This is a genomic window from Alkalimarinus alittae (genome assembly GCF_026016465.1).
Taxonomy (GTDB): Bacteria; Pseudomonadota; Gammaproteobacteria; order Pseudomonadales; family Oleiphilaceae; genus Alkalimarinus; species Alkalimarinus alittae.
Genome location: NZ_CP100390.1, coordinates 289,147 through 313,909 on the forward strand (window position 1 = coordinate 289,147; position 24,763 = coordinate 313,909).

Here is a 24,763-nt window from a genome sequence, read left to right on the forward strand (position 1 = left end):
AACCGCGTAACTAACCTGTAGGAGCCACTTTGGCGCGAAGTTTTTTAAACTAATCGCGGCTTAGAGCCGCTTCTACACGTTCTAATTCTGTGTCTTTGGTGTCTGTTTGGCTTTCTTCTTTAAGCACCGACAACGCTTCATCACTCACAAAACTAACAATCATCGGGCGAATACGAATCCAAGCATCACCGTTGGCAACATCGTCTTCTGCGCCAAACTGAATAAGGCGAAGTTGCTTGAGTCGACTAAATAGTTTTTTACGATCGAGCATATGCTCAGGCAGTGCACGTCCGAGCAAGTTGTGCATGGCAATACTTAGGGCTTCTAAAGAGATTAATACTTGCCCGTGGTCATCTACAGCGCCTTCTCTTAATGACTTATCGTACTGTGAGCGAAGGACTAATATCACGGCGATTTCTTGCTGCCCAAGACGTTGGCGTAAGCCACTATTGAATGGCTGATATTGCTCATCGTGCATACCGGGAACTTCTGCGCCAGGTGGGTAAGCCCGAATGTATTGAAACTGACTTTCGTGCAGTAAGCGAATATGTAACACCGACAAATAGTCTTGCACCAGCGCTTCAACTCTTAAAAAACGGTCATAGAGATTTTGTTCTACTTGGCTTTCTTCTCGACAGATAACGCTGTAGTCGAGTAGACGTAAAACAAGCTCACTAAATTCAGTGAGAGTGATGCCTTCATGGCTGAGTGCTTTTTCAAGAGATTGCGTAACGATCATGGTATCAGTCACTTATCAGCTGGTTAATGGTTGGACATTGGTCTGACCAATCGCCTGGGTTTTGTTCTGTGTTTCAATATCCGTTTTATTCAGTGTTTCGATTTCTATGGTGAAATCATCGGCTGCCAGTAAGTAATCATTACTGGTCACTTCGCCGGTGGGCACAACATTAAAACGGTATTCGCTTGAGAGGTTATTAGCGGCGGCAATTTCGATGGCATGAGTGGCCGCCAGTAGGTCGCTGGCCTGTAATATCTGCAAATTTTTAGTGTTAATTTTCTCGCCACCTCTTAGTGAACGAACGAGAAAAGTACGCAGGTCTTGCTGGTTTATATTAAAGGCTTGATCCAACGCGTGCTGAATAAAGAGCTCTTTACGAGCAGATTCATCAACCGCATGATCTTCTGCCACCAGTGAGTCTACCACTCGACGGATACGGTTATCTCGTAATATGTTTTGTCCTGGATCGACCAATTCAAGTTTAACACCTGACATCAGCGCGCCGGCTTTTTCTAGTCGTTGATTAGCTGCATGTTCGTCGAGGTCTTTTAATGATTGACAGATATCGACGACATCATTGTGTTGCTGGCTAGCCAGGTAGTTAAGCTGACGGATAATGATATCTGCGCGCTTTGTGAAGTTTCTCAATGCCGTTCGCAGTGCTGGCAACATGATTTCACAGGCGCTCGACAGTCGTAGCTCGATGCTATCGAGTATTGTCCAGAGTAGGGATTGCCCTTCGACCACCATATCAGGTAAAAACTCGCGAAGCTTTTGTTCTGCTTCAGTCTTAAACCCTTTTGATTGACCTCGTATTTTGTTAATGAGGTTAATCATGTCGTCACGATGTTTTTCAACGCTATCCGCTGAAAGCCGCACAGACAGGTCTGGTTGAAAGCGTTTCTCCATAAAGTCGAAGAACTCGTCACTGGCTTTTTGTACGAGTTCCCGCATGTCTATTTCTTTCACGAGTTCACGCTTTCGGTCTTCTAGTTCTGCGATGACATCCGTGAAGTCGCTAATGATTCGTTCTGAATACTCAAACGCATCTAGTAAATCGTGGATCTCACCTTGCTCTAAAAACGCACTGAGTGCGTTACGGGTATTACGGGTATTTCGATGTCGAGTTCGCACCTGAGTGCCTTTGAGTTCGACAAAAGGCTGTGAAAAAAGTCGGCCAATACGGCTAAAACGATAGGTGCTTTGTAATGTAACTTCGTCTAATTGAATTTCAAGCCAACCGTTTTCTAATAGTATATTTAGAATCCAGTTGGCTTTTTCTCTATCTGTGCGAGTCGCGATAGCATCATCATCTTCGCCATGCTCTAGCTCGGGTGCCTTGGTGATAGCTTCTTGGAATATCTCGATGAGCTGCTCTCGTTTTAGCGAGTGGCCGTAGTCGGCCATAGAGCTGTAAACTCTCAAATATAGAAGTCTGACGCACTCAACCACTACCTCACGGTACTTACTGGTGAGGGGACGGAAAAACTGTTCGCGATTATCGGTAAAAAACATAAGCTGCAACAAATATAGTGGTGTAAATGGTCTAAAAAGGCTTATAGGCTCTGTTTTTGTGTATGAACAGTTTGGCCCTGCGAAAACCGGTTATTATCGCCTCGATTGAAGAGGGATAAAAGCGCTAATTGATCAGATGCTACGGCATCACGTCACGTGTTGACGTTATACATGAAATTAGCATAAAAAATAAACCCTTCACATTAAAGTGTGAAAGATATGACCATCTAATCTATTGGGTTCACGATTCTTAGAATTAAGGGGGGCAGAGTTATAGTTCCGCGTCGGGTTTCTCTAATGAGTCTACTCTTGGTAACTCGACGCGGAGGTGATGATTAACACTGGTCGGGTCGTGATTTAACCCAGAGCCGACTTTATATACTCATATTCTTCTTTCATAGACGTTTTCGACTGACTGGCCACAAGCTCTGCTAACTTTTTGCCTACCAACGGAATGCCACAGCTAATATCTAAACAAACGGTGTTGGTGCAGCCGGTGCCTTCTGGTTTAAGCTCAAGCGTGCCTGTAATAGATACAGGAACACCTTGTATCTCAATTGAGATATCACAACGATAGCCTTCTCCTGGCGTACCCGTCCAACTCTCAATTTGCTTTACCTGGTTCCAATCGCTGAGAAACTTCTTCATCGCTCGAGGAACATCGGCAGGAACTTCACGTTCAAGTACCACTTCAAGCGTAGAGTCTGTGGCTTCAAACTTAACAGGGTTTATTGCTCTAGCACCCAGCGCTTCGTGTTTTATTTTAACTTGCTCAGCATCACTGAAATGTTTGAACAAGGTATCTACATCTTGTGTATAGCTATGTGTATCGCGTACTTCCATAAGAATGTCCTAGCGTAAATTTTTTATTATTTTGAGATTAATCTGCGGCTTTATCAGTTGCTGTTGCTTCTGATGAAGCCTTGGCTGCTACTTTGAACTGTATCTGCTTTCGCTTCCAGTCAATACTGTCTAACAAAACGTCAACTTCTTGGTCTAGCATAAATTGATCTTTAGACTTGCTGGTAAGCGTCATTAGGTTTGGGTCAAAGCTATATTTAACCGGCATCGCTTTAGTTGAGACAAAGCCTTCAATACCGTTTTCGTTAATTTTTACCTGGCAGCCGGCAGAGGTCATGCGAACTACGGTCGCTTTGAATGTCTGATCTTTTTGTGGCTCTATATACTGACACTTAAGCCATTGCTCCATCTCGTTTACCGCACGACGAGCGGCAAATGTTTGCTCTTGAAGTTGCTCAAGGTCGCTGTCGGTAAATATATTAGCCGGTTCAGCGTTGATGATCTTTTTAATCAGGCGGTGTACGTAAAAGTCATTCCCTTTTCTTAAGGGAGAGGTGAAGGTGGTGTAAGCATCTAACCCCATACCAAAATGTGGTTTGACGGCGGTGCTAAACAGACTGCGTTCGTGTTGTTTGGCAATAATTGACTTAATAGGCGGTAGTGCGGTGTCTTGCTGCGCTAAGCGCACCAACTTTACGTAATTGTCTTTTTCAGTCAAATTTTCAGGTGTGGCATCTTCCCAACGGCTGCGAGCAACGTCGAGTACATTGCTTTGACGCTCGCTTCGGATGCCTGCATGGGTGATGAACAACCCTGCCGAGTTTGATCGCGTAAGGAGGTCTGCAGCACAGCGGTTAGCGGCAATCATGCATTCACCGACAATGGCGTGGGCTGCATTCTGCTCTAGTACATCAATTGTTGCGATTTTCTTCTGTTCATTTAGGCGCAGGCGATAATCAGGACGATCTTCACTGACTAGCGCATTATCTGCGCGCCATTGTTTGAGTGCATTGGCCAGTGTTGATAACGTTTCTAGTACTGAGGCGACTGCTGTATCTACTTTTAAAGAGTGGTCTTCATTTGGTGTTTCAAGGAATGCGGCGACTTCTTGATAGCTGAGTTTGGCACGGGAATGAATGGTGGCTTCGTAAATTTTATAGTCACCCAATGCCCCTGTTGCGTCTATTTCAATCTCACAAATGAGGGCGAGGCGATCTACTTTTGGAAGCAGTGAACAGAGCTGAGTAGAAATGCTCTCTGGCAGCATGGCCAAAGGCTCATCGGGAAAGTAAATAGAGGTCATTCGGTTATAGGCTGTTTGTTCTAATGCTGAACCCTGTGCGATAACCGCTGTTGGGTCGGCGATAGCAACTTTAAGCTTCCAGCCGTTTTCTGTCGTCTCGACAAACAGTGCATCGTCCATATCAGTCGTTGATGCCGCATCAATCGTTACAAAAGATAGGTTTCTCAGATCTTGACGACCTAGCTGTTGATCAACAATCGTTTGTTCGGTCAGGCTGTTGGTTTGGGCCAGCGTTTCGTTATTCCAGTCATTTTCGATTTGATGTTTACAGATAACGTATTCACGTTCGATACCAGGTTTCTCAATACTACCGATGACATTTAAAATCTCAGCTTGAGGCTTACCGTTTTTAATAGGGTGTTGTAAAACCTGACAGTGTAAGAGGTCGTGCTCTTGTGCTTTACCGCGCTTATTTGGCGGAATAAATATCCAGCGAGACATACCGGCGACATCAACATCAACAAAGTGAGCCTTGCCCTTAATGACATACTTACCGACAAACTGCTTTAAGTTTGATTTGACGAGCTTTTCTATTAAGCCAAACTCTTTGCCTTTAGGGTCTTTTTGAACGTCGATCTCTACTTCATCACCTGGAAACACTTTTAACATCTCGTCTGGCGAAAGATAAATATCTTTACCGTCACTGAGGGTGACAAAGCCAAAACGGTTGTTGCTTCCTTTAACGATACCCTGGACGATTTCTTTGCTGTCTTTAATGTCTTTCTTGAGCGATTTAAGCTGCTGTAGTGCATCGATGTTTAGCATGGCGGTAGTGTAATCTTTTCGCGAGATGAATGAGGAGGCAATGATACGTAAATTAGCGCTCGCTGTGTAGTCGCGAATCTCGTTGTTTAGTGTAATTCTACCAACCTAGCGAAAATACCGGATCAACAAAAAACATAACCCCTACGTAAGTGATGGCCATTAGTACGCTGCTGATGAATGCTTGAAAGGCCCATTTGTAACCTTTTTCTTCATCTTTTTTAATGAAAAAGTGGTATAGCGCTAATAATGTCAGGGAAAAGACAATAAGGCTCAAGAGCATATAACCGCCATTGATGACGGTTGTATTCTGTATAAAGTTTCTTTTTGTCTCGGTCACTTCAACTGGTTCATCTGGATATTTGATTAACGCACCGGGAATATAACCGTTGGCAGGAACAATCATCGAGTAGCGATAAAAGGGCCAGAAACGACCGCAGCGGACAACAATAGGGTCATTGAGGTTGTCTGTCTCAACACTGTTTGCCCCAAATAAAGGACCGCCGCAGCGATGAAACTCTTCAATCAGTTGATCTTTGGTGATCGGGTCAATGCTTTTACTAACACCAAACAGCGCTTGCCCTGATAAGTTGAAATAGGTGTATTCAAATAGAGAAAGGCTGTAGCTTACCCCACCGTATATGAAAAAGAATACCATCAACGATCGGATCAATTGTGTTTTTTTAGAACGAGTTTGACTGTTAGCCACGTTGTTTCTCTTATTTTTATCGTTGTTGTGGTTTGTGCAAAAATTGCTATTAGTGTTTCATTGCATGCTGGGTGCATGCAATTAGTCAAAAGTATAAGGCAATGGCTGCAATAGATTCTTATTGGTAATGATTCCAGCGTTGAACTGTGCCGTCTTCTTTAAAGCCTAGCACATCAAACTCTGCATTTTTAGGCGATACTTCCATGCCTGGTACGTTAGCGCCTGCGGGCATGCCAGGAACAGCAAGACCTGTTATGGCGGGCTTTTCAGCTAGTAAGCGCTTTACATCATTAGCCGGTACATGGCCTTCAATTACATAGCCATCAATAAAAGCAGTATGGCAAGAGGCTAGGCTTGGGGTGAGGCCGGCTTTTTGTTTAATGCTGTTAAGGTTATTGGTGTCATGTACTTTTAATGTAAAACCATTTTCTTCCATATGCTCCACCCAGTCGCCACAACAGCCACAACTGGCAGATTTATAGACCGTCATCTCGCTATAGGTGGCGCTGGCAAGTGCTGATACTGCTGGAGTCTGACTACTTTCTGCGTGTACCTGAGTCGTTAGCCCGATGCTTAATGCAAGAAGCGTGGCGGATAATAATACCTTGATGTTTTGAACCTTCATGATGGATTCCTTGATGTTGAATATAAAAAGTTGTTATAGCCAAAACCACCAGACTATAAAGGCTATGATGATGATACCACCACTATTGACGAGAATGTCCATTAGGCGCCTCCTGTCGTATTTGTTTTGGGGTGTTGAATTGTTTTAGATGGCTTGAATAATCGTAGTCGATTAGCGTTACTGACCACGGTAAATGAAGACAGTGACATGGCTGCGCCGGCGACCATAGGGTTAAGCAGTAAACCCATCAATGGATAGAGAATACCTGCCGCAACAGGGATCCCCAGACCGTTATAGATGAATGCGCCAAACAGGTTTTCTTTGATGTTGCGCACCGTGGCATTTGAGATTTCTATTGCATCAGCAACGCTATGTAACGAGCCTCGCATCAAGGTAATATCAGCACTTTCGATGGCGACATCTGTGCCGGTGCCGATGGCAAAGCCTACATCGGCCAACGCCAGTGCAGCCGCATCGTTAATGCCGTCACCCACCATACCGACTATGGCGCCTTGCTGCTGTAAGTTGCGGATGGCATCGCCTTTGTCGGTGGGTAGCACGTCTGCAATGACGGAGGCGATTCCCACTTGTTTGGCTATCGCCAGTGCGGTGTCTTCTTTATCGCCAGTAAGCATAATCACTTTCAGACCTTTTGCTTGAAGTCGTTCAATGGCTTCTTTGGAGTCTTCTTTGATGGGGTCCGACACGCCGATTAAGCTCGCGGCTTGGCCATCAATCGCCATAAAAAGAGGTGTAATGGCTTGTTTGGACCAGTCGGTGGCGATTTCTACCAAATGAGTGGCATCAATATTATGGGTGTCCATCCAGCGCTGGTTGCCTATCAGTACCGTTTGGTCGTTGATGCGACCGCTGATGCCTTGCCCACTTTCGGCATGAAAGTCTAGGCAGTCTACCAACTCGATATTGTTTTTCTTGGCTTCATTAATAACCGCCTGAGCTAACGGGTGTTCTGATGCTTGTTCAAGGCTTGCGGCTAGCATTAATACGTGCTTTGAGTCAGAGTCTTCAGCCGTAAAGTGCTTGACTAAACTGGGCTTTCCTTGGGTAATGGTCCCTGTTTTGTCTAAAACTATAGTGTCTAATTTGCCGGAATTTTGCAGTGCTTCGCCTTTACGGATGAGTACACCAAATTGTGCCGCTTTACCTACCCCTACCATCACAGCCATTGGTGTTGCTAACCCTAGCGCGCAAGGGCAGGCAATAATAAGTACGCTCATGGTGACAACTAGCATATAAGCAATTTTAGGGTCAGGGCCGAAGTTATACCAAGCTAGCGCGGCCAAGACGGCAACAATCAATACGCTGGGTACAAATATCGACGAGATTGTATCGGCCAATCGGCCTAGTGCAGGCTTGGTATTTTGTGCCTTTTTAACCTGAGAAATAATGTGTGCGAGCGCGGTTTGGTGGCCGACTCTTGTGGCTTCAAATATCAGTGAACCGGTGCCGTTGATGGTTCCTGCGGCAACTTCATCACCGACTTTTTTGGCGACAGGTAGTGGTTCACCGGTAAGCATGGATTCGTCAATAAGGCTGCTTCCCTCTATGACCTGACCATCTACCGGAATTTTTTCGCCCGGACGAACGCGTATTTTATCGCCTAACTGTACACTGGCGATGGGGATATCTTGCTCTTTGTTGTCACGGATAATGCGGGCGGTTTTTGCCTGTAGGCCTAGTAGTCTTTTAATCGCCTGAGAGGTTCTACCTCGTGCTCTTATTTCGAGTGCCGAACCTAAGTTGATGAGGCCGATAATCATCGCGGCAGCCTCAAAATAGATATGGCGAGCTTCTACAGGCAGCGTGGTCGGTAGCAACACCACATACATAGAGTAACTCCATGCCGCACCTGTGCCGAGTGCAATCAGCGTATCCATGTTGGCGCTGTGATTCTTAAAGGAGGTCCAAGCGCCGGTGAAAAAATGACCACCGGTGAAGTAGAGAATCCATAATGTGACTAGGCCGACCAGAAACCACGCCACTTGGTCGCCTGTCGACGCTACTGTCATGGCGCCGCCCATCAACCCATACGCCATAAGCGCAACCGCGATGGTTAGTGCAATAGCCATATCGCGTATTAACTTTTTATAATGTGCTAGGTCTTGTGCTTCCCGTTGTTGTTGGGCCTTTTCTTCATCTTCAATGACGGTGGCACCGAACCCTGCTTTTTCTATAGCCTCTATTAATTGAGAAGGGGACATTGAACCTGATATTTCTGCGGTTCGTTCAGCAAAGTTCATCTCAGCCATTGTTGAGCCTTCAACAGACTGCAAGGCTGCTTCAATTTTCTTCACGCAGCCAGCACACTTGGCACCAGTAATCGCCAGTCTTATATTTTCATTGTTTGTCATGACTGCTCCCTTTTTTATTTGTAGCCACGTTGGCTTCGGAGCCATCTGGCAGGCATTGATCCCAGTTTTCTATAAGCTGGCAGATCGTTTGGCCATCAGGTACGCCGTCGGGCATTTTTTGCCAAACATTCATCGCATCTAGCATGCGCTGTTGTAATGATTGCAGTTCGTCGATTTGTTTTTCAACTTGTAGTAGGTGCTTTTCAAACAAACCACGAACCATCGGACAGGGGCTATGTCGATCATCTGCTTGAGAAAGGATTTCTTGGATTTCTTTAAGGCTAAATCCTAGTTGCCGAGCTTTACGGGTAAACACTAAACGTTGCAAGTCATCTTGACTGTATTGCTGATAACCGTTTTCAGGATTCTTTTGTGGACGAAGAAGGCCTTCCTTGGTGTAAAAACGCACGGTGTCGGGGGACACATCAGCTTTTTTAGCGAGTTGACTGACCTGCATTTGACCTCACTTTAAACCCTTAATAGATTATAGGTGGACAATAATAGACAGTTTAGAACCTATGAGTAACTCTCAGGTCAAGTTTTGGTGTAATTTCTTTTCAGTCGATTAAATAATTCCGTATATCGTCCAAGCTGAAAACATTATAAATAACACGCCACTAATACGATTAAGCGTTACGGTGCTAATATATTGAGTCACCCAACGACCGCATAAAACCCCAATCAGTGTTGTACAAGCCAGCGCTAGGGTGGCAGCAATGTAAACAGTTTTGGCGGAAGAAGATGCGCCTAACGCAGCGATGGTGAGTTGCGTTTTATCACCCAATTCAGCTACAAATATCATTAGGAAGGTGGTAATGAATACTGTGCGGCCAGGCTTTTCGCTGAAGGGGTCGTCATCGTCCTCTTCGTTTTCGAATAACGATTTTATACCAAAGCCTAAGAATAGCACTGCGACCAAAACAGCTAGCCATAATTCAGGAATAAATCGGGCAATGGTGACGCCCACGGTTACCGCGAGCAGGTTCAAAATTGCGAACGCTGATATAGCACCCAAGAAAACGGGTAATCCTCGGTGACGGCTAGCTAAAAGCATACAGGCAAGCTGACTTTTGTCGCCAAATTCAGCCGCAAATATTAACAAGAAGGGCGCGAGTATTGAGGTAATCACTGCGGTAATGCTCTCTAATGAATAAGTATGTAGATTAACGTTATTATAAATCAGAATGATTTGGGTTGGTTGAAATTTCTGCCCAATATATCGAATGAGGCTATACTCTACACAATGGTGAGTGACGAAAGTGAGTATTGCTTTAAATAGATGAACTATTTAGGTTAATTATCGATTAAATCACTGATGAAATGGACGCTGCGAAAATACAGGGTGTGGTCTGAAATAAATGATAAGGTATTTAATCGTAGGCTTGTTGGTGGCAGGCTGGATCAGCGAAACGGTTGCTATTGAAAGTAATGGCCATAGTGGGTATGAACTTGCCGCGAAGAAATGGCTAAAGGACGAATTTACACTTTCCACGCTCACCTCTGAGCAACAAATGAAAGAGATGCGCTGGTTTACTAGCGCGGCAGCGCCATTTCGAGGAATGACTATTCGAGTAGTATCAGAGCGGATTGATACTCACACGTATGAATCTAACGTACTAACGCGTGCGTTTAGCGAGATCACGGGTATTAACGTAGTGCATGAGTTGACGGGTGAAGATGATGTCGTTAAAAAAATCCAAACCCAGATTCAAACCGGCGTTAATCTTTATGATGCTTATATCAATGATAGTGACTTGATTGGTTATCATTATCGATCTGGTGAAACGGTCGTGTTGAGCGATTATATGGTGCAAGAGGGAAAGGATGTCACGTTACCTACACTGGATATAGATGATTTTATAGGTATTTCATTTACCGAAGGGCCGGATGGGCGATTGTACCAGTTGCCTGATCAACAATTTGCTAATTTATACTGGTATCGCCACGATTGGTTCTCTCGCCCAGACTTACAGGCTAAATTTAAACAACTTTACGGTTACGAATTAGGCGTCCCGAGAAATTGGAGTGCTTACGAAGATATTGCTGAATTTTTTACCGTCCACATAAAAGAGATTGATGGTGAGCGGGTTTGGGGTCATATGGATTATGCCAAAACTGACCCTTCATTAGGCTGGCGTATGTCTGATGCATGGTTATCCATGGCAGGTGCAGGCGATAAGGGGCTCCCGAATGGGTATCCCGTTGATGAATGGGGTATTAGGGTTATTGGTTGTCAGCCGGTGGGTGCCTCGGTTAAGCGAGGCGGTGCGCTTGATGGCCCTGCCGCTGTGTATGCGGTAACTAAGTTTACTGAATGGCTTGATAAGTATGCACCACCAGAAGCGAAAAACTTAAACTTTACTGAAGCGGGCACATGGGTTGCGAAAGGCAATATCGCACAACAAATTTTTTGGTATACAGGCTTTACAACCTCGCTGACAAAGCCGGGTCTTTCGGTTGTAAATGATGATGGTACTCCAAAATGGCGTATGGCTCCTTCACCTCAGGGTGCTTATTGGGAACCTGGCATGAAGCTTGGCTATCAGGACGCAGGCTCCTGGACACTGCTTAAAAATACACCGGCCAAACGTCGAGACGCGGCGTGGCTCTATGCACAGTTTGTTGTGTCAAAAACGGTATCACTCAAAAAGACATTGGTCGGGCTGACGCCTATTAGAGCATCTGATATTGAGTCTTCTGTGATGACAGAGAGAGCGCCTTATCTGGGCGGGTTAGTTGAGTTTTACCGTAGTAAAGGGCGTAATGTGTGGACGCCCACAGGTACAAACGTACCCGACTATGCAAGACTTTCAAACTACTGGTGGCAATTTGTTTCACTTGCGGTTGAGGGTAAAAAAACTGTCGAGGCGGCTATGCATGAAATGGCTGAGGCGATAGATGATGAAATGAAGCAAATAGCAGAGGATTCAGATTTGCTATGTAAGCCTATTTTAAATGAAGTTGAACCTGAAGACGTTTGGTTGAAGCGTGAAGGTGCTCCTAAAGCGAAGCGAGACGAACAGCCCAAAGGGCAAACCTCAAGTTATGAGGAGGCCATCCGTGCTTGGCAATAGAGATAGGTTTAAAGGGTTGGTAGTATTGCTATGTTGGGGGTTGCTCGCAGTTTCTGTTTCAATACACGCAAAGCCACTTAATGTCGTCACGTTTATCGAAAAGCCACTTATTTATCAAAAAGGTGGCGAGCCCGTTGGAGTTGTGGTGGATGTGGTAAAGGAGATTTTTCGGCAAGCTAATATTGAATATAACCTAAGGCTGATGCCTCCGAAAAGGGCGCTGTTTACGACGGCAGAAGCTGATGGGTACTGTGTTTTTCCGATTGAGCGTAGTCAAGAAAGGGAAGCGCTATTTAAATGGGTTAGCCCTATAGTTATTTCACGTCACGGATTATTTAGTGCGCCTGGAAAACCCATCAGCATAAAAACCTTAGAGGATGCAAAGCCTTATAAACTAGGAAGTTACTTGGGAAGTGGGGTCGGGGAGTATCTTGAAAATTTAGGGTTTAATGTTGAGTATGCTACGCGAAATGAATTGAGTGCTCGTAAGTTACTTAAAAGCCGAGTTGACTTGTGGGTGTCAGATATTAAATCGGCAAAGTATTTGATTAATAGCGAGCGGCTACCTATTACTGAACCGGAAATAGTGTTTTTTACTACGATTAGAGCGATGGCTTGCAACCTCAATGTGGATCCCTCTATAGTCAAGCAATTGCAAAAAACAGTGACTCAGATGTATCGAAATGGCAGTGCAGAAAAAATATACGGTTCTCTTAATTGACTTGATTCGTAGAACTCCACTACTATAAGTCGTTCAGTCACACTCAGTTAATATTGATTATATAAATGATGAATTACACGTCGAAATATTGCCAACTCATTATGCCATGGCGGCTCATTTGTCGACGAGCCTGCTGGTTGCTGTGTGCTGGACGTGTTATGAGGTGTTATTGTACTGAGTAGTTGTTTATACAACGTTACAATTTCTAAACCAACATTCCTAAAGGCCGCAATTTCAAGTTCTGCGGCCTTTTTCTTTCTAAATTCAGAAATAGCCAAAGAACATTGCTTCGCTAAGTAAGGAGTACTATTTTTGTTAAAGGAGAAAGAAATGTCTATTCCTGCAGCGTATGCTGCTGTCGTTATTGTTTGGTCTACCACCCCGCTAGGAATCGTGTGGAGTAGTGAGTCAGTGCCGCCTGTGATGGCTGCTTTTTTGCGCATGGCTATTGCCGCTTTTATTGGGTTCATTATCATTAAGTGGCGACGTATTCCTCTTCCGTGGAACAAACAGGCAGTGCACGTATACAGCTGTTCTGTATTGGGCGTTTTTGGTGCGATGTTATGTACTTACCTTGCGGCTAGGTCGATACCGTCTGGATTGATTTCAGTGGTGTATGGGTTTTCTCCACTTATATCGGGTTTATTGGCGCAACGTATTTTAGGTGACTCAACGTTTACTAAAATGCGTTGGTTAGCAACGTTTATTGCCGTCATAGGGTTGGTGATTGTTTGCATGAATGACCTAGCGGTCAAAGGTAACGGCTGGAGTGGTATTGTGTTTATTTTGATGGCGGTATTCCTCTTTAGCAGCAGCGCCGTGTTGGTAAAACGCAGTAGTGTAAACCTGCATCCGTTTGCCACTACCGTAGGCGCGTTACTGTTATCACTGCCTCTCTACGCGGTCAGTATGTTATTACTAGATTCGCCTGTATCGGTATCTGAGTGGGGCATTAGGTCACTCATGTCCATCACCTATCTGGCTTTATTTGGTTCATTGATCGGTTTTGTTTCTTACTTTTATGTGTTGCAAAATCTGTCTCCGAGCACGGTTGCATTGGTGACATTGATTACACCTGTCTTTGCTATTTTGCTGGGGGCTTGGTTTAACAATGAAGTGATAGGTTGGCCGTTAGTAGTGGGAGCAAGCTGTGTCGTTTTAGGGCTCGTTATTTATCATTGGGGGGATTTGTTATTAAGCCGAATCACCGGTGGTGATAGGGTCATAAAATAAGGAAGGATGAACTAAAAAGAAAAGGGGCTTATTAAAACCCCTTTTTTATGGCGTTTTTCTGATTGTGAGAATGAAAATTCGTACTGGGTATTATTATGCGGCGGGTAATACATAATAATAGACTGCAAAGTAGTGGCAGATACTACCGCCGAGTACAAACAGATGCCAAATTGCATGGTTGAAGGGAATTCTTTCACCTACATAAAAAATAACCCCAAGAGTATAGGTTAGCCCCCCGATTATAAGTAACGTCAAACCGCCTGCTGCAAGAGATTCAACCAAATCAGTGCCTGCTAAAACCACTAACCAACCCATTACGAGGTAGGTTGCCAATCGTAGATTATGAAACCGGTGGCCAAATGCAATTTTGAGAATAATCCCAGCAATTGCAATTCCCCAAACGGCTGCAAACATCGGCCAGCCAACGCTCTCTCGCATATTAACCAGTAAGAAAGGTGTATAAGACCCCGCAATTAGAAGGTAGATCGCGCAGTGATCAAAGGTCATATATTTTGCCCTGCGCTTTGGGCATTTAGCGCTATGATAAAGCGTAGACGCTAGGTATAGCGACACTAGGCTAGTACCGTAGATGCTAAAGCTGATGACTTTCCACGGGTCGTTCATAGGGCTTGAGTACACGATCAGTAGTATGAGTCCAACAACGCTCAGTATAGCGCCAACACCATGGGAAAGACTGTTTGCAAGTTCTTCAGCTGCAGAGTATGAGCACGTTTGAGTGCCTTGACTGTCTGTTGTTGGTAGGACGGATTGTGATGCCATAATGTGCTCACATAATAGTCAATTTAATTAAGAGTATACATGTTAGCGTTGGGGTGGTTTGTAGTGCAATGTGCTCAACAGTACCCATATCTTGCTTTCATCGTTCTGGCTGAGAAAAGGATTAATTTATCTCTATTTTAATAAAGGGTTACAGCCGTCAGTGGTGATATTTCTGTGTATGTAAAAGAAATGTAAAAGTGGTAGTTGTACTTTTTCTTTCCATAAATATAGCCTTGTCTGTTTATAATTTGAACAGATTGGCTTTCTGGACTATAAAATAAGGTATAGCTCATAAAAATAGTGCCGCTATATTCTTGGGTGTGTGCTTTTACTTATAGGTCGCCTATGAACCGAGCCGCTGTAGTTAAATCGTTGATACGTGTTGGTATGCGCTTTGTACCTAACGAGCTTCCTGCTTACCGGTTTTTCTCTGGAGGTGGGCATTTTCTGGGGCGGGCACCGAAAGGCTTTCAAGTCGATGCGACTCAAATTGGAGATATACCTGTTTTATGGGTGAATCATAAAACAGAGTGTAGTTCACGCGTCATTTTATACCTTCATGGCGGCGGTTATAGCATTGGCTCAAACCGAACTCACCTTGAGTTAGCGTCAAGAATTGCTCGTGCTGCAAAGTCTCAGATGCTAATGGTGGAGTATCGGTTAGCACCAGAACATCCTTATCCGGCGGGGTTGAATGATGCATTGAAGGCCTATCAGTATTTATTGGGTGAGCGGGTTTCACCTGAAAAAATCATCATCGCGGGTGATTCCGCAGGGGGCGGGTTGGCCGTTGCGTTATTGCAAACATTACGTAATAAAAAAATACCGATGCCAGCAGCCGCTGTTTGCCTATCGCCTTGGCTTGATCTGAGTTGCTCGATCTCATCACTGGCTAAAACCTTAAAGAATGATCCGCTTATAACCCCTAAACGGATCCGTTTTTTTGCCAAGCATTATGCGGGCATTAATGACCGAACTCAGCCTGGATTATCACCCTTTTTTGGGGAGCTAGATAATCTACCGCCGATGCTGATTCAAGTAGGTGGGGATGAAATATTGTTACCGGAATGCAAGCTATTTACTAGAAGGGCTAACAAATTAGGTTCTATGGTTGAGTTACAGGTGTGGCCTGGAATGTTTCATGTCTGGCAGTTTGCGGCCAGTATCTTACCTGAAGGGCGACAGGCCATTCAGAAAATAGGGCTATTTATCAGAAAGGCCTCGCCGGTATAATGGCCGTAACTGCCATTAAGGTTTAGATGAAAACGACAGCCTCAGATAAACTCGAAAGCGCAAAATAAATGAGCATTGCGACAGTTATTTTTAAAAATGAATTCATAGTATCGGTCATGGTTATTCCCCTTAACTTGTTGGAATACATCTGATTGTTATCTGCAATTAACAATCCCTACCACTTTAAAAGCCTATTTAATCATCTCTTTATCTTGCGTTGTTAATCTTAACTATGTGCAAAGAATGAGTCTTACTGTATAAAAAGGTGACATAAGAATTCCGTTGAGTGTTACGTCAACGACTCGATAGTTAGCATACGACAACCCATAGTAAAAAAATAGCGGGACATTAGTCGTATTGAGGTATTCTGAAAACAGGAAAAACGCGTAAAGTGGTTTTTGTTTATCGATGCAAATAAGCCATAATAAAGCCTTTTTTATTACCTAGACTGAGCGCTGTTAATAGCCATATTGAAAAACGAGTGCAAAAATGAAAAAAACACCCAGTGAAGTTTCAGAGTGGGCAGAGGAAGCAAAAAGCGCTTTAGGTGTTGCCTGGATGCTGCTAAAAGGTGAGCAGCCTGAACCTAATGCCGAGCAGAAGAGCTATCTCTTTAAATATGGCGCAGCTTTGTGTAGCCTGAATCGAGGCATTAAAGACAAAGAAAAACAGAAAAGCTTATATCAGTTTTCTGCGAAGCGAGTGGCGGCAGGCTTTGAAGTCGATGAAGCCTCGAAAGTCCATTACGAGCTAAACTTTTTGATCGCCTATGTAGACGCTCATATTGGGCTGGGCCTGCTAAATGATGATCAGGCAGAAGAGATCATGCTTTATATCACGGAACATTTTGATATTAACGATTTAACCTAGTGTGAATTCAGTTGCACTAGCAAAGTACTTGAGGGCGTTATGACAGAGAGTAAGACAGACCTAACCACTAACGAACACGAAACTGTCACAGACATTGAAGCAGCAGTATTTCGTCGTTTATTGAAACACCTTGACGAGCGTAAAGATGCGCAGAATATAGATCTGATGAACCTCGCAGGTTTCTGTAGAAACTGCTTATCAAAATGGTACATGGCTGAAGCCGAAGCGCGCGGAGTTGATGTTGATTATGATGCTGCAAGAGAACGTGTATATGGAGAGCCATACGCTGATTGGAAAGAGAAATATCAGCAAGAAGCAACAGCAGAGCAGTTAGATAAATTTAAAGATTCGCATAAGCATTAATGTAAGAATCAATCGCGGTATTTTGCCGCGATTTTTTACGAGTGCTCATATCTACCTAGGATTCTGGGTATGCAAGCGCCCACTTTTTTGTTCTTGGCAGTTTCTTTATATCCATCTCTCGGCGAGTTGCTTCGGCACGACTCAGTGCGGGTTCTTGGTAAATAATGTTCAGGGGTTTATGGCCTCTAAAGAATTTAGCGCCTTTTTTGCCACGGCCTTCATAAGTGGCCAAATGTTCTTGAAAGCGACGATCTGTGTCGGTGGCAATACCGGTATATATACGCTCGGATTCGGTGATTATTAGATATACCCACCACTCAGATTCGTCTTTTGTAGGCTTGTTTTGCAACGTCATAACGCTAACTTTTGTGGTCTGTGTGAAGGCCTGAATAAAATACGGCTGTTTTGTTATGTATCACAAGGAGTATATCATTACCTCTGATTCAACGATAAGTACGTGAAGCTTTAAAGGCTGGTGGTGTGTGGATAAAAAAATTATAGGCTTTCATGTAGACGATCAGGGTGATTGGGTTGCAGATTTGGAATGTGGGCATGCTCAGCACGTTAGGCATAACCCCCCTTGGATTAACCGCCCGTGGGTTTTGGAACAAGAAGGGCGTGACAAATCTTTAGGCGAGACGCTGGATTGTTTAAAGTGCAATATGCCGTTATTGCCCACTAACAGTCAGTTGACACGAGTGTCTGAACTCTTTGATCAGCAAGTGCTTATTGATCAGTATGCGGGGTCTCAGACCAATAATACAGACTGTTGGGTTCAGGTCGTTGTTTCTGAGGGGGCGTTGGTTTATCGGCAGGTTTCAGAGGAGACAAAAGGCTATGTGATTGACCAGGGTTTTTTTGCAGTTATTGAACCGGGTGCAACGTTCTTGTTGAGCCCAATGGGCGCGGTCTTATTTCACTTTTGCTACTACCAATACAGTTCGTAGGCGGTAGCAAAAGCAGTTGATAAGATGGCACGAGCGTTAAAACGTTATCTTTAGCTAAACAAACCCATTCGTTCGATTTCTTGCTTCGGGCAGCGATCCATTACGACATCGATGCCTTCTTTTTTTACGATGTCTGCAGCGTCTGTGTTTACAACGCCAATTTGCATCCATATCACTTTAGGTGAGAGTGCGATGGCGCTATTAATCATAGGGGCTACTCTTTCTGAATTTACAAATAAGTCGACCATATCAATAGCAGAAGGGATAGATTCAAGGCTGTCGTAAACGGTTTCACCCAGCAACGTTTCACCCGCCAAGCGTGGGCTTACTGGGATTATCTTAAACCCTTTCTCTTGAAGGAATTTCATAACCCGGTAGCTCGGACGGTCTTCTTTGTTGCTTGCGCCCACTAATGCAATGGTTTTAACGCTATGTAGGATGTCGCTGATTTGCTGGTCTGTATGTGGATCGCTATAGCTCATTAGATCACCTTTCTGGTGGCAGTCAGTGTAACGGATACCGAGTCGGCATAACGAAGGGCATAAGGTTTATCTATTTCGACAGTCGCATCCACCACGTCTTGATAGTCCATAATAATGCTCAATATTTCATGCGTCATTCTTTCTAGCAGGGCAAAGCGATTATCTTCAACCAGCTTGATAATCTGCTTGGTGATGGTGCGATAGTTTAGCGCGGCTTCAATACAATTCTCACTGATAGCTTTGCTGGCGTCGTAACGAATTGACGCGTTGATTAACACATCTTGTTGGTTATTAATTTCTTCATCTTTGATACCGATAAATGTTCTTAATCGCAGATTTTTAATATTTATTGTTGCAACAGAAGACATAATTGTTTCACCAAAATCGCAATAAATTATCGATTAATCTGTAGCTTATCGTCGGCTAATAAGGGTTAAGAACTCAGACCGAGCGGCTTGAGACTCTCTCATTGTTCCGAGCATCATTGACGAGCTCATGACTGAGTTTTGCTTCTCAACGCCACGCATCATCATACACATGTGTTTGGCTTCGATGACTACACCTACACCTTTAGCCCCGGTGACTTCCTGCACAGCTTCAGCTATTTGACGTGTTAGATTTTCTTGAATCTGAAGACGCCTAGCAAACATATCAATGATACGTGCGAACTTAGATAAACCGAGCACCTTGCCGTTTGGGATATAAGCGATATGGCATTTACCAATAAAGGGCAGCATGTGATGTTCACAAAGGGAGTAAAGCTCGATGTCTTTGACGATGACCATTTCATCGTTGTCAGACTCGAAAATGGCATTATTAATAATGTCATCTAAATTTTGCCGGTAACCCTGAGTCAAAAACTGCATTGCTTTTGCTGCGCGTTTAGGTGTGTCGATTAAACCCTCTCGTTTAATGTCTTCACCTACCGCCCCTATAACCTGGCGGAAACTTGACTCAAGAATATCTTGCATGGACTAACCCCAGAAAAGCTGTAAATAAATCTGATATTTTAGGTTTTAACCTAGTGTTTATTGATTATCAATAATATAGGTATTGAAGGAAAATTGGAATGTAACATGAGAAGGGTTATGTTGGCTATTCGGTCGGCATTATTGATGGCTATAGCTTATCGCTGGCCTGAAAATACTCAGGTCAGCAACGTAATGCTTTTTATGGATTAGTTTTGAAGGCTCTTTAGCTCTTGAGAAATAGCATCAGCCTCAGCTTTTAGTACCATATACATTAAACTATTAGGGCTTATTTTGGCCCTGTCTGCTTGCTGTAATTTGAGACTGTGTAGTCTAGTGAGTCTTTCGAAATAATCATTTTGTTGGTACTGCATAACCCAAACCTCCTATCACCGAATACATATCTGGTGATTTACATAATAGCTATCGACCGATTGTCTGTTTTCATGAGCAAAAGGCTATTGTTTTATCCCCTTTTAGCACTGCTATAAAATTCTAAAAGGCCATATATGCTGTTTTATTGTCGGAAACGGTTCAATTCGTACATTACTTAGTATTCATACGCAAATTACCTGCCATACTGTCTGGAAAGCTAAGCAATACAAAAATATTTGTTTACAGGTTGAGCTTTATGCCTAGAAAGATAAAAATAGATCAATGTAGTCAAACACTTACCTTTTGCTTTGCTCAGTGAGAATTAAGCAAATATTATGAGTTCAGGTTGTTTTGGATTAGCCCTTTTACAGTAAAAATAATAACTGTAAAGAAACCTTTACATATAAGGGCAAAAAACTGTCATTTAGAGGCAATTATGGATACATCAGCAAACTTGGATGGCTGGCAACAAGGAGGGAAGTGGTTTACGTATCGGGACCACTCTATTTTTTGTCGTATAGAAGGGAAGGGTGAGCCGTTAGTGCTTATACACGGCTTTCCCACTTCATCATGGGATTGGCATGCACTTTGGCCGGGTCTAACTGAGCGATACTTTGTGATTGCGATAGATATGATTGGTTTTGGGTTTTCAGATAAGCCAATTGACTATGATTATAATATTGTCGATCAAGCTGACTTGCTCTCTGGTTTTTTAAGGGAATTAGGCGTACAGCGTTGTGACCTTCTTTGCCATGATTATGGCGTGAATGTAGCTCAGGAATTATTGGCGCGCCAATTAAAGGGGGAGCACGACTGCGAGATAACGAGCGTCTGCTTCTTAAACGGTGGGCTTTTTCCGGAAGCTCATCAGTCTGTTTTTGTTCAGCGCTTATTAAGTAGCTCTATAGGTGGCATTGTTAGTCGCTTTATTACCAAAAGTACTTATGAGAAATCACTCTGCCGCTTGTTTGGGGCTGCAAGTCAGCCAGACCCGGAATTATTGGAGAGTTTCTGGACGGTGGTTGAATACAATAACGGGCTAGGACTGTTACACCGCTTAGCCCGCTATATCGATGAGCGGCGATGCCATCGCAATCGTTGGGTTGAAGCATTACAGAAAGCCGACGTACCGATGCGTTTTATCAATGGTATCGCTGACCCTGCTTCAGGCCTTGAAATGGCTGACCGTTATGAAGTACTTATTGAAAATGGCGATGTTGTTCGTTTGGAGGGGGTTGGGCATTACCCGCATATTGAAACGCCTCAGCGGGTTTTGAGCACATATCTTGAATTCCGGCAGATAGTTGATGTTTAACGGTCTGCAGGACTTATTGTGATGGCTTCGGATATTTTTAACTATATTTAACTTGCATCATTAAGAACGAGTTATTATGTTCGGCATACTTACTTATGCCTACTTTTTATAGGCTTATGACTAACTAAGCCTATCCAGAAACGACAGTCATTCCCGCGAAGGCGGGAATCCATAACGTGAAATTACGCCAAGACAATGAATCCGCGCCTTCGCGAGGATGACAAAAGGTGGCGTTTCGGTGTTTCTGGGAAGGTATTAACTAGCTCAATACCGAACCGTTCTACTGGAGAACTAGATGACGTTACCTACTCCTCGCCTGCTTAACCTGCTGTTGTTTTTAGTCTGCACTTCATTGATGGTATTTGCATTCTTTCTTGAGCACATGAAGGGGCTTGAGCCTTGTCCGCTTTGTATGTCTCAGCGAATTGTTGTGATCACCATCGGCATACTTGCCCTTATCTCGGCCATCCATAACCCCGCAAAAATTGGCACTAAAGTGTATGGCGCTCTACTGGTAGTGGTTGCTGCCATCGGTGCAGCATTATCAACTAGACAGCTTTGGCTGCAAAGTTTACCCGAAGATGAGATTCCAGCGTGCGGACCTGGCTTGAGTTATATCGTCGATAATATGGAATACTTTCCCTTGCAGGAAGTGTTAACCATGATGCTAAGTGGTACTGGAGATTGTGCAGAAGTGCAATGGGTTTTTCTGGGTTTAAGTATTCCAGGCTGGACACTTATTGTATTTATCTCGATTGCGTTGTTGGGGCTGTTTCAATTATTCAGAAAATCGCAGTAATTTAAAATGACTGAAAGTGCTCATTTTTATCAAAACCGTATTATTTATCAGGCATATAGCCTTAATTAATCGATTGCCTCTTGCGGTGGTTTCACATTTTGTTTAAGTTCAATGCTTGCTTCAGTTTCAAGGCTCGCATACAGTATGAGTTGAGCCGGTAGGGGCTGAAAGAAAACAATAAATCAGGATGCAGCGATTATTCGACTTTATATTTTCAGAGCGATTTTCTGAATCAAGTCAGCATCGAATGTTCTTGCGAAAAAGACGTAGGTTAAGGGGACTGTTATGCTCGAGAATTGCCGTAATGCAAAAGAGCGTTGGGGAGGCGTGAGTGATATCGTCGATAAATGGTTAAAAGAACGACAAGACCTTATTGTTCTTTATTGCGATATTACATCGACGGAAGGCGAGTCGACGGAAGCGTTGGTTACTCGATATCAGCATTTCTGCCAACTGCTTGTAGACTATGTTTCAGCGGGGCACTTTGAAGTGTACGAGCAGCTAATTCAAGAAGCCAAAGAGTTTGATGACGGTGGATTGGAATTGGCTAAAAAGATTATCCCTCAAATTGAACAGACAACTGAAATAGCCTTAAAGTTTAACGATCAATTTGATAACGTTCATAAAGTTGATGATGGCTTAGGTTCATTAGTCAGCGAAATGTCCAGGCTCGGTGAAGTGCTTGCAGACCGGTTTGAACTTGAAGATGCAATGCTTGAAGCGCTACATAACGCTCACGCAGACCAGGTGGTATAGACGCGTAATTAAACGTTATTCATTGAGTCGTGTCAGCCAATGCCGAATATAGGTGTACACCTCTTATTGAAGGTGGTCACTTATTAAGCGGGGTTCATTACTGAGGCCCTGCTTAATACCTTTCTTTTTGCTTTTTTCATCAACTTCTCCTTTTTTAATCTTATCTTTGTCTAAACTGATAGGTATTACCCACTGAGGTTTTTGTATTTACTTGGAGTTTTTTCGATTGATGAACATGATACAGTCAACTCTCTGCCTATACGCGCGAGCTCTAAAACTACTGGCATTATCGTTAATTGTACTGACCATAGTGGGCTGTGGCGAAAAAGGTCCTGAGTCAAAAACGGAGCTAGCGGTGCAAGGTTTCCTTAGTGGCGACATATCACGAGATGGCCGTTATGCCGTAGTGGGTTCTATTCATCATGGTGGCAGTTTGTGGGATGTTGCCAAGAAAGAGAGAATGTTTGATTGGAATCACGCTGCAGGCGAGAAAAGCTTGATTAGGCATGTCTCGATTTCAGGTGATGGTACACTTGCGGCAACAACCGTTGAAGATAATGTGGTGCTTTGGGAAACGGCTACAGGGAAGTCTGTCGCCTTCTGGAAGGCGCCTGCTAGAATATCCGCACTCAAGTTATCATGGGATGGACGTTACGCGTTATTAGGCATGATCAATCATCAAGCCATGTATTTTGATATGAATGCAGGTAGCCGAGTATTTACCTTTGAGCATAATGCGGAGGTTCGCTCAGTCGACTTATCTGATGATGGTCTGTTGGGGATTACGGGAGCGGATGATTTAACGGCAAAAGTGTGGGATTTGCAAAACGGTGACCTGTTGCACCAGTTTAATCATCGAAACCAGATAAAAACGGTCGCTATTTCTGGCAAGGGAAAATACGGCTTTACCACATCTCAAAGAGAGGACTCTATTATCTGGGATTTAAAAACCGGTGAGTCTGTTCTTAAATTACCAAACCGTTATACCAACTTCACAGCGGCACAGTTTTCGGAAGATGAAAGCAAATTACTACTAGGAACCTTTCAGGGGGTACTTTCTATCATGACACTTCCTTCTGGGTCAGTCGAGTCAACTTGGCAGGCTAGCCCACGAAAGGCATATGGAGGGGCTTCAAGTAAGGCTGTGGTTGCTGCAGTTTTTTCTCAGAAACCTGGCGGTGTAATTGCGTTAATGTCAGATGGAATGCTGCAAGCGTTTGAACCGTAGCATTAAACACAGGGTATACCCGCAAAAGCGGGAATACCGAATGTCTGTAGATAAGCGGCCTTACTTTTGTATTTCTAGCAGCTCAACTTCAAACAATAGTGTTTCATTAGGACCGATATTGCGGTTTCCACCAGGGCCATAAGCTAAATCAGACGGAATATATAGGTTCCATTTGCTGCCCACTGACATCAGTTGCAGTGCTTCTGTCCATCCAGGTATCACCCCTTGTACAGGAAAGCTAACTGGCTCGCCTCGCTCGATTGAACTGTCGAATACAGTGCCATCTATTAAGCTACCGCTATAATGTACTTTAACTACACTGTCTGCTGTTGGTTTTGCGCCTGCCCCAGCGTTGATGACTTTATATTGCAGGCCGCTTGCAACGGTGACAACACCTTCTTTGTTTTTGTTGTCAGCAAGAAAAGTCTCGCCTTTGATTTTGTTTTTCTCAGCTATTTGCTCAAACGCTTGGAGTTGCTCTTTGCGTTGGCTGTCTTGGAATTTTTTTAGAACGTCTTCAATTTGAGCATCCGTTAGTTTCGCGGTGTCGCCTGAGAAACCATCTTTCACACCGTCTATAAATACGTTTAGGTCGAGGTTAGGTAAGTCATTTGTCATGCGCTTACCAAAGATAAGGCCAAAACTATAGCTGACTTTTTGCTCGTCGGTTTCAAGTGGTTTAACCGGATCGGCAGCTAGGGTTAACGTTGACGCACTTAACAGTGCCGCAGCCATGAGCGTTTTTTTCATTGGAGATGGTTCCTTAATTGAAAAGGGTTATTTTAATAAATAA

The 24,763-nt window shown here is 43.8% G+C and carries 28 protein-coding genes; 11 read left to right on the forward strand and 17 right to left on the reverse strand.

The window, feature by feature from the left end; all coding sequences use genetic code 11:
- Positions 1-49 precede the first annotated feature (49 nt).
- From NKI27_RS01245 to NKI27_RS01285, 9 genes are all read right to left on the reverse strand, one after another.
- A complete protein-coding gene (locus NKI27_RS01245; protein WP_265047886.1) occupies positions 50-739 on the reverse strand; it encodes a DUF4194 domain-containing protein in 690 nt (229 codons plus the stop codon).
- Between the two features lie 15 nt (positions 740-754).
- Entirely contained in the window at positions 755-2,254 is a 1,500-nt protein-coding gene (locus tag NKI27_RS01250; RefSeq protein ID WP_265047887.1) for a Wadjet anti-phage system protein JetA family protein, read from the reverse strand.
- A 357-nt stretch (positions 2,255-2,611) separates the two neighbouring features.
- On the reverse strand, positions 2,612-3,097 hold the full coding sequence (locus NKI27_RS01255) for a DUF2505 domain-containing protein (protein WP_265047888.1): 486 nt from the start codon (positions 3,095-3,097) through the stop codon (positions 2,612-2,614).
- A 37-nt stretch (positions 3,098-3,134) separates the two neighbouring features.
- Complete coding sequence (locus NKI27_RS01260) at positions 3,135-5,123, reverse strand: ribonuclease R family protein (protein WP_265047889.1); 1,989 nt, start codon at positions 5,121-5,123, stop codon at positions 3,135-3,137.
- A gap of 97 nt (positions 5,124-5,220) precedes the next feature.
- The gene (locus NKI27_RS01265; protein ID WP_265047890.1) at positions 5,221-5,829 is read right to left on the reverse strand and encodes a hypothetical protein; all 609 of its coding nucleotides are present in this window, start codon (positions 5,827-5,829) and stop codon (positions 5,221-5,223) included.
- Between the two features lie 118 nt (positions 5,830-5,947).
- Positions 5,948-6,454: a DUF411 domain-containing protein gene (locus tag NKI27_RS01270; protein ID WP_265047891.1), complete on the reverse strand. Its 507-nt coding sequence runs from the start codon at positions 6,452-6,454 to the stop codon at positions 5,948-5,950.
- 101 nt (positions 6,455-6,555) lie between these two features.
- Positions 6,556-8,826 (reverse strand): heavy metal translocating P-type ATPase, encoded by a 2,271-nt coding sequence (locus tag NKI27_RS01275; protein ID WP_265047892.1) that lies wholly within the window; start codon positions 8,824-8,826, stop codon positions 6,556-6,558.
- Positions 8,813-9,283, reverse strand: coding sequence for a MerR family transcriptional regulator (locus tag NKI27_RS01280; RefSeq protein ID WP_265047893.1), 471 nt, complete (start codon positions 9,281-9,283; stop codon positions 8,813-8,815). The genes NKI27_RS01275 and NKI27_RS01280 overlap by 14 nt, the downstream gene beginning before the upstream one ends.
- Before the next feature lie 108 nt (positions 9,284-9,391).
- Entirely contained in the window at positions 9,392-9,955 is a 564-nt protein-coding gene (locus NKI27_RS01285) for a TMEM165/GDT1 family protein (RefSeq protein WP_265047894.1), read from the reverse strand.
- Between the two features lie 229 nt (positions 9,956-10,184).
- Between NKI27_RS01285 and NKI27_RS01290 the strand changes: the two genes are divergently transcribed.
- Positions 10,185-11,900, forward strand: coding sequence for an ABC transporter substrate-binding protein (locus NKI27_RS01290; protein WP_265047895.1), 1,716 nt, complete (start codon positions 10,185-10,187; stop codon positions 11,898-11,900).
- The gene (locus NKI27_RS01295; RefSeq protein ID WP_265047896.1) at positions 11,887-12,621 is read left to right on the forward strand and encodes a substrate-binding periplasmic protein; all 735 of its coding nucleotides are present in this window, start codon (positions 11,887-11,889) and stop codon (positions 12,619-12,621) included. The genes NKI27_RS01290 and NKI27_RS01295 overlap by 14 nt, the downstream gene beginning before the upstream one ends.
- Before the next feature lie 47 nt (positions 12,622-12,668).
- Here the strand turns inward: NKI27_RS01295 and NKI27_RS01300 are convergent, their stop codons facing one another.
- Positions 12,669-12,899: a hypothetical protein gene (locus NKI27_RS01300; protein ID WP_265047897.1), complete on the reverse strand. Its 231-nt coding sequence runs from the start codon at positions 12,897-12,899 to the stop codon at positions 12,669-12,671.
- 52 nt (positions 12,900-12,951) lie between these two features.
- Here NKI27_RS01300 and NKI27_RS01305 point away from each other — a divergent pair, with 52 nt between their 5' ends.
- Positions 12,952-13,854 carry a DMT family transporter gene (locus NKI27_RS01305; RefSeq protein ID WP_265047898.1) on the forward strand — a complete coding sequence of 301 codons (903 nt, stop codon included), beginning with the start codon at positions 12,952-12,954 and terminating at the stop codon, positions 13,852-13,854.
- A gap of 93 nt (positions 13,855-13,947) precedes the next feature.
- Here NKI27_RS01305 and trhA read toward each other — a convergent pair whose 3' ends face one another.
- Positions 13,948-14,634 carry a PAQR family membrane homeostasis protein TrhA gene (gene trhA / locus NKI27_RS01310; protein WP_265047899.1) on the reverse strand — a complete coding sequence of 229 codons (687 nt, stop codon included), beginning with the start codon at positions 14,632-14,634 and terminating at the stop codon, positions 13,948-13,950.
- 345 nt (positions 14,635-14,979) lie between these two features.
- Between trhA and NKI27_RS01315 the strand changes: the two genes are divergently transcribed.
- The 3 genes from NKI27_RS01315 to NKI27_RS01325 all read left to right on the forward strand — a co-directional run bounded on the left by NKI27_RS01315 (position 14,980) and on the right by NKI27_RS01325 (position 17,100).
- The gene (locus NKI27_RS01315) at positions 14,980-15,867 is read left to right on the forward strand and encodes an alpha/beta hydrolase (protein ID WP_265047900.1); all 888 of its coding nucleotides are present in this window, start codon (positions 14,980-14,982) and stop codon (positions 15,865-15,867) included.
- A 489-nt stretch (positions 15,868-16,356) separates the two neighbouring features.
- Positions 16,357-16,737 carry a hypothetical protein gene (locus NKI27_RS01320; RefSeq protein WP_265047901.1) on the forward strand — a complete coding sequence of 127 codons (381 nt, stop codon included), beginning with the start codon at positions 16,357-16,359 and terminating at the stop codon, positions 16,735-16,737.
- 39 nt (positions 16,738-16,776) lie between these two features.
- Positions 16,777-17,100, forward strand: coding sequence for a DUF1244 domain-containing protein (locus tag NKI27_RS01325; RefSeq protein ID WP_265047902.1), 324 nt, complete (start codon positions 16,777-16,779; stop codon positions 17,098-17,100).
- 55 nt (positions 17,101-17,155) lie between these two features.
- On the opposite strand, the gene NKI27_RS01330 is transcribed toward NKI27_RS01325, so the two are convergent.
- On the reverse strand, positions 17,156-17,455 hold the full coding sequence (locus NKI27_RS01330) for a GIY-YIG nuclease family protein (protein WP_265047903.1): 300 nt from the start codon (positions 17,453-17,455) through the stop codon (positions 17,156-17,158).
- A 127-nt stretch (positions 17,456-17,582) separates the two neighbouring features.
- Between NKI27_RS01330 and NKI27_RS19375 the strand changes: the two genes are divergently transcribed.
- On the forward strand, positions 17,583-18,047 hold the full coding sequence (locus NKI27_RS19375; RefSeq protein WP_406802753.1) for a DUF3565 domain-containing protein: 465 nt from the start codon (positions 17,583-17,585) through the stop codon (positions 18,045-18,047).
- A gap of 50 nt (positions 18,048-18,097) precedes the next feature.
- Here NKI27_RS19375 and NKI27_RS01340 read toward each other — a convergent pair whose 3' ends face one another.
- The 4 genes from NKI27_RS01340 to NKI27_RS01355 all read right to left on the reverse strand — a co-directional run bounded on the left by NKI27_RS01340 (position 18,098) and on the right by NKI27_RS01355 (position 19,871).
- Complete coding sequence (locus tag NKI27_RS01340) at positions 18,098-18,529, reverse strand: CoA-binding protein (protein ID WP_265047904.1); 432 nt, start codon at positions 18,527-18,529, stop codon at positions 18,098-18,100.
- On the reverse strand, positions 18,529-18,897 hold the full coding sequence (folX, locus tag NKI27_RS01345) for a dihydroneopterin triphosphate 2'-epimerase (protein WP_320109440.1): 369 nt from the start codon (positions 18,895-18,897) through the stop codon (positions 18,529-18,531). The genes NKI27_RS01340 and folX overlap by 1 nt, the downstream gene beginning before the upstream one ends.
- A gap of 45 nt (positions 18,898-18,942) precedes the next feature.
- On the reverse strand, positions 18,943-19,500 hold the full coding sequence (folE, locus tag NKI27_RS01350) for a GTP cyclohydrolase I FolE (RefSeq protein ID WP_265047905.1): 558 nt from the start codon (positions 19,498-19,500) through the stop codon (positions 18,943-18,945).
- 206 nt (positions 19,501-19,706) lie between these two features.
- Positions 19,707-19,871: a hypothetical protein gene (locus NKI27_RS01355; RefSeq protein ID WP_265047906.1), complete on the reverse strand. Its 165-nt coding sequence runs from the start codon at positions 19,869-19,871 to the stop codon at positions 19,707-19,709.
- A 437-nt stretch (positions 19,872-20,308) separates the two neighbouring features.
- On the opposite strand from NKI27_RS01355, the gene NKI27_RS01360 reads away from it, so the two are divergent.
- The 4 genes from NKI27_RS01360 (at position 20,309) to NKI27_RS01375 (ending at position 23,970) form a co-directional block, all read left to right on the forward strand.
- Complete coding sequence (locus tag NKI27_RS01360) at positions 20,309-21,187, forward strand: alpha/beta fold hydrolase (protein ID WP_265047907.1); 879 nt, start codon at positions 20,309-20,311, stop codon at positions 21,185-21,187.
- Between the two features lie 295 nt (positions 21,188-21,482).
- A complete protein-coding gene (locus tag NKI27_RS01365; RefSeq protein WP_265047908.1) occupies positions 21,483-21,986 on the forward strand; it encodes a disulfide bond formation protein B in 504 nt (167 codons plus the stop codon).
- Between the two features lie 285 nt (positions 21,987-22,271).
- Complete coding sequence (gene rsd, locus NKI27_RS01370) at positions 22,272-22,742, forward strand: sigma D regulator (protein ID WP_265047909.1); 471 nt, start codon at positions 22,272-22,274, stop codon at positions 22,740-22,742.
- A gap of 229 nt (positions 22,743-22,971) precedes the next feature.
- The gene (locus NKI27_RS01375) at positions 22,972-23,970 is read left to right on the forward strand and encodes a WD40 repeat domain-containing protein (RefSeq protein WP_406803117.1); all 999 of its coding nucleotides are present in this window, start codon (positions 22,972-22,974) and stop codon (positions 23,968-23,970) included.
- 60 nt (positions 23,971-24,030) lie between these two features.
- Here NKI27_RS01375 and NKI27_RS01380 read toward each other — a convergent pair whose 3' ends face one another.
- Positions 24,031-24,720 carry an FKBP-type peptidyl-prolyl cis-trans isomerase gene (locus NKI27_RS01380; protein WP_265047911.1) on the reverse strand — a complete coding sequence of 230 codons (690 nt, stop codon included), beginning with the start codon at positions 24,718-24,720 and terminating at the stop codon, positions 24,031-24,033.
- Between the last annotated feature and the right edge of the window lie 43 nt (positions 24,721-24,763).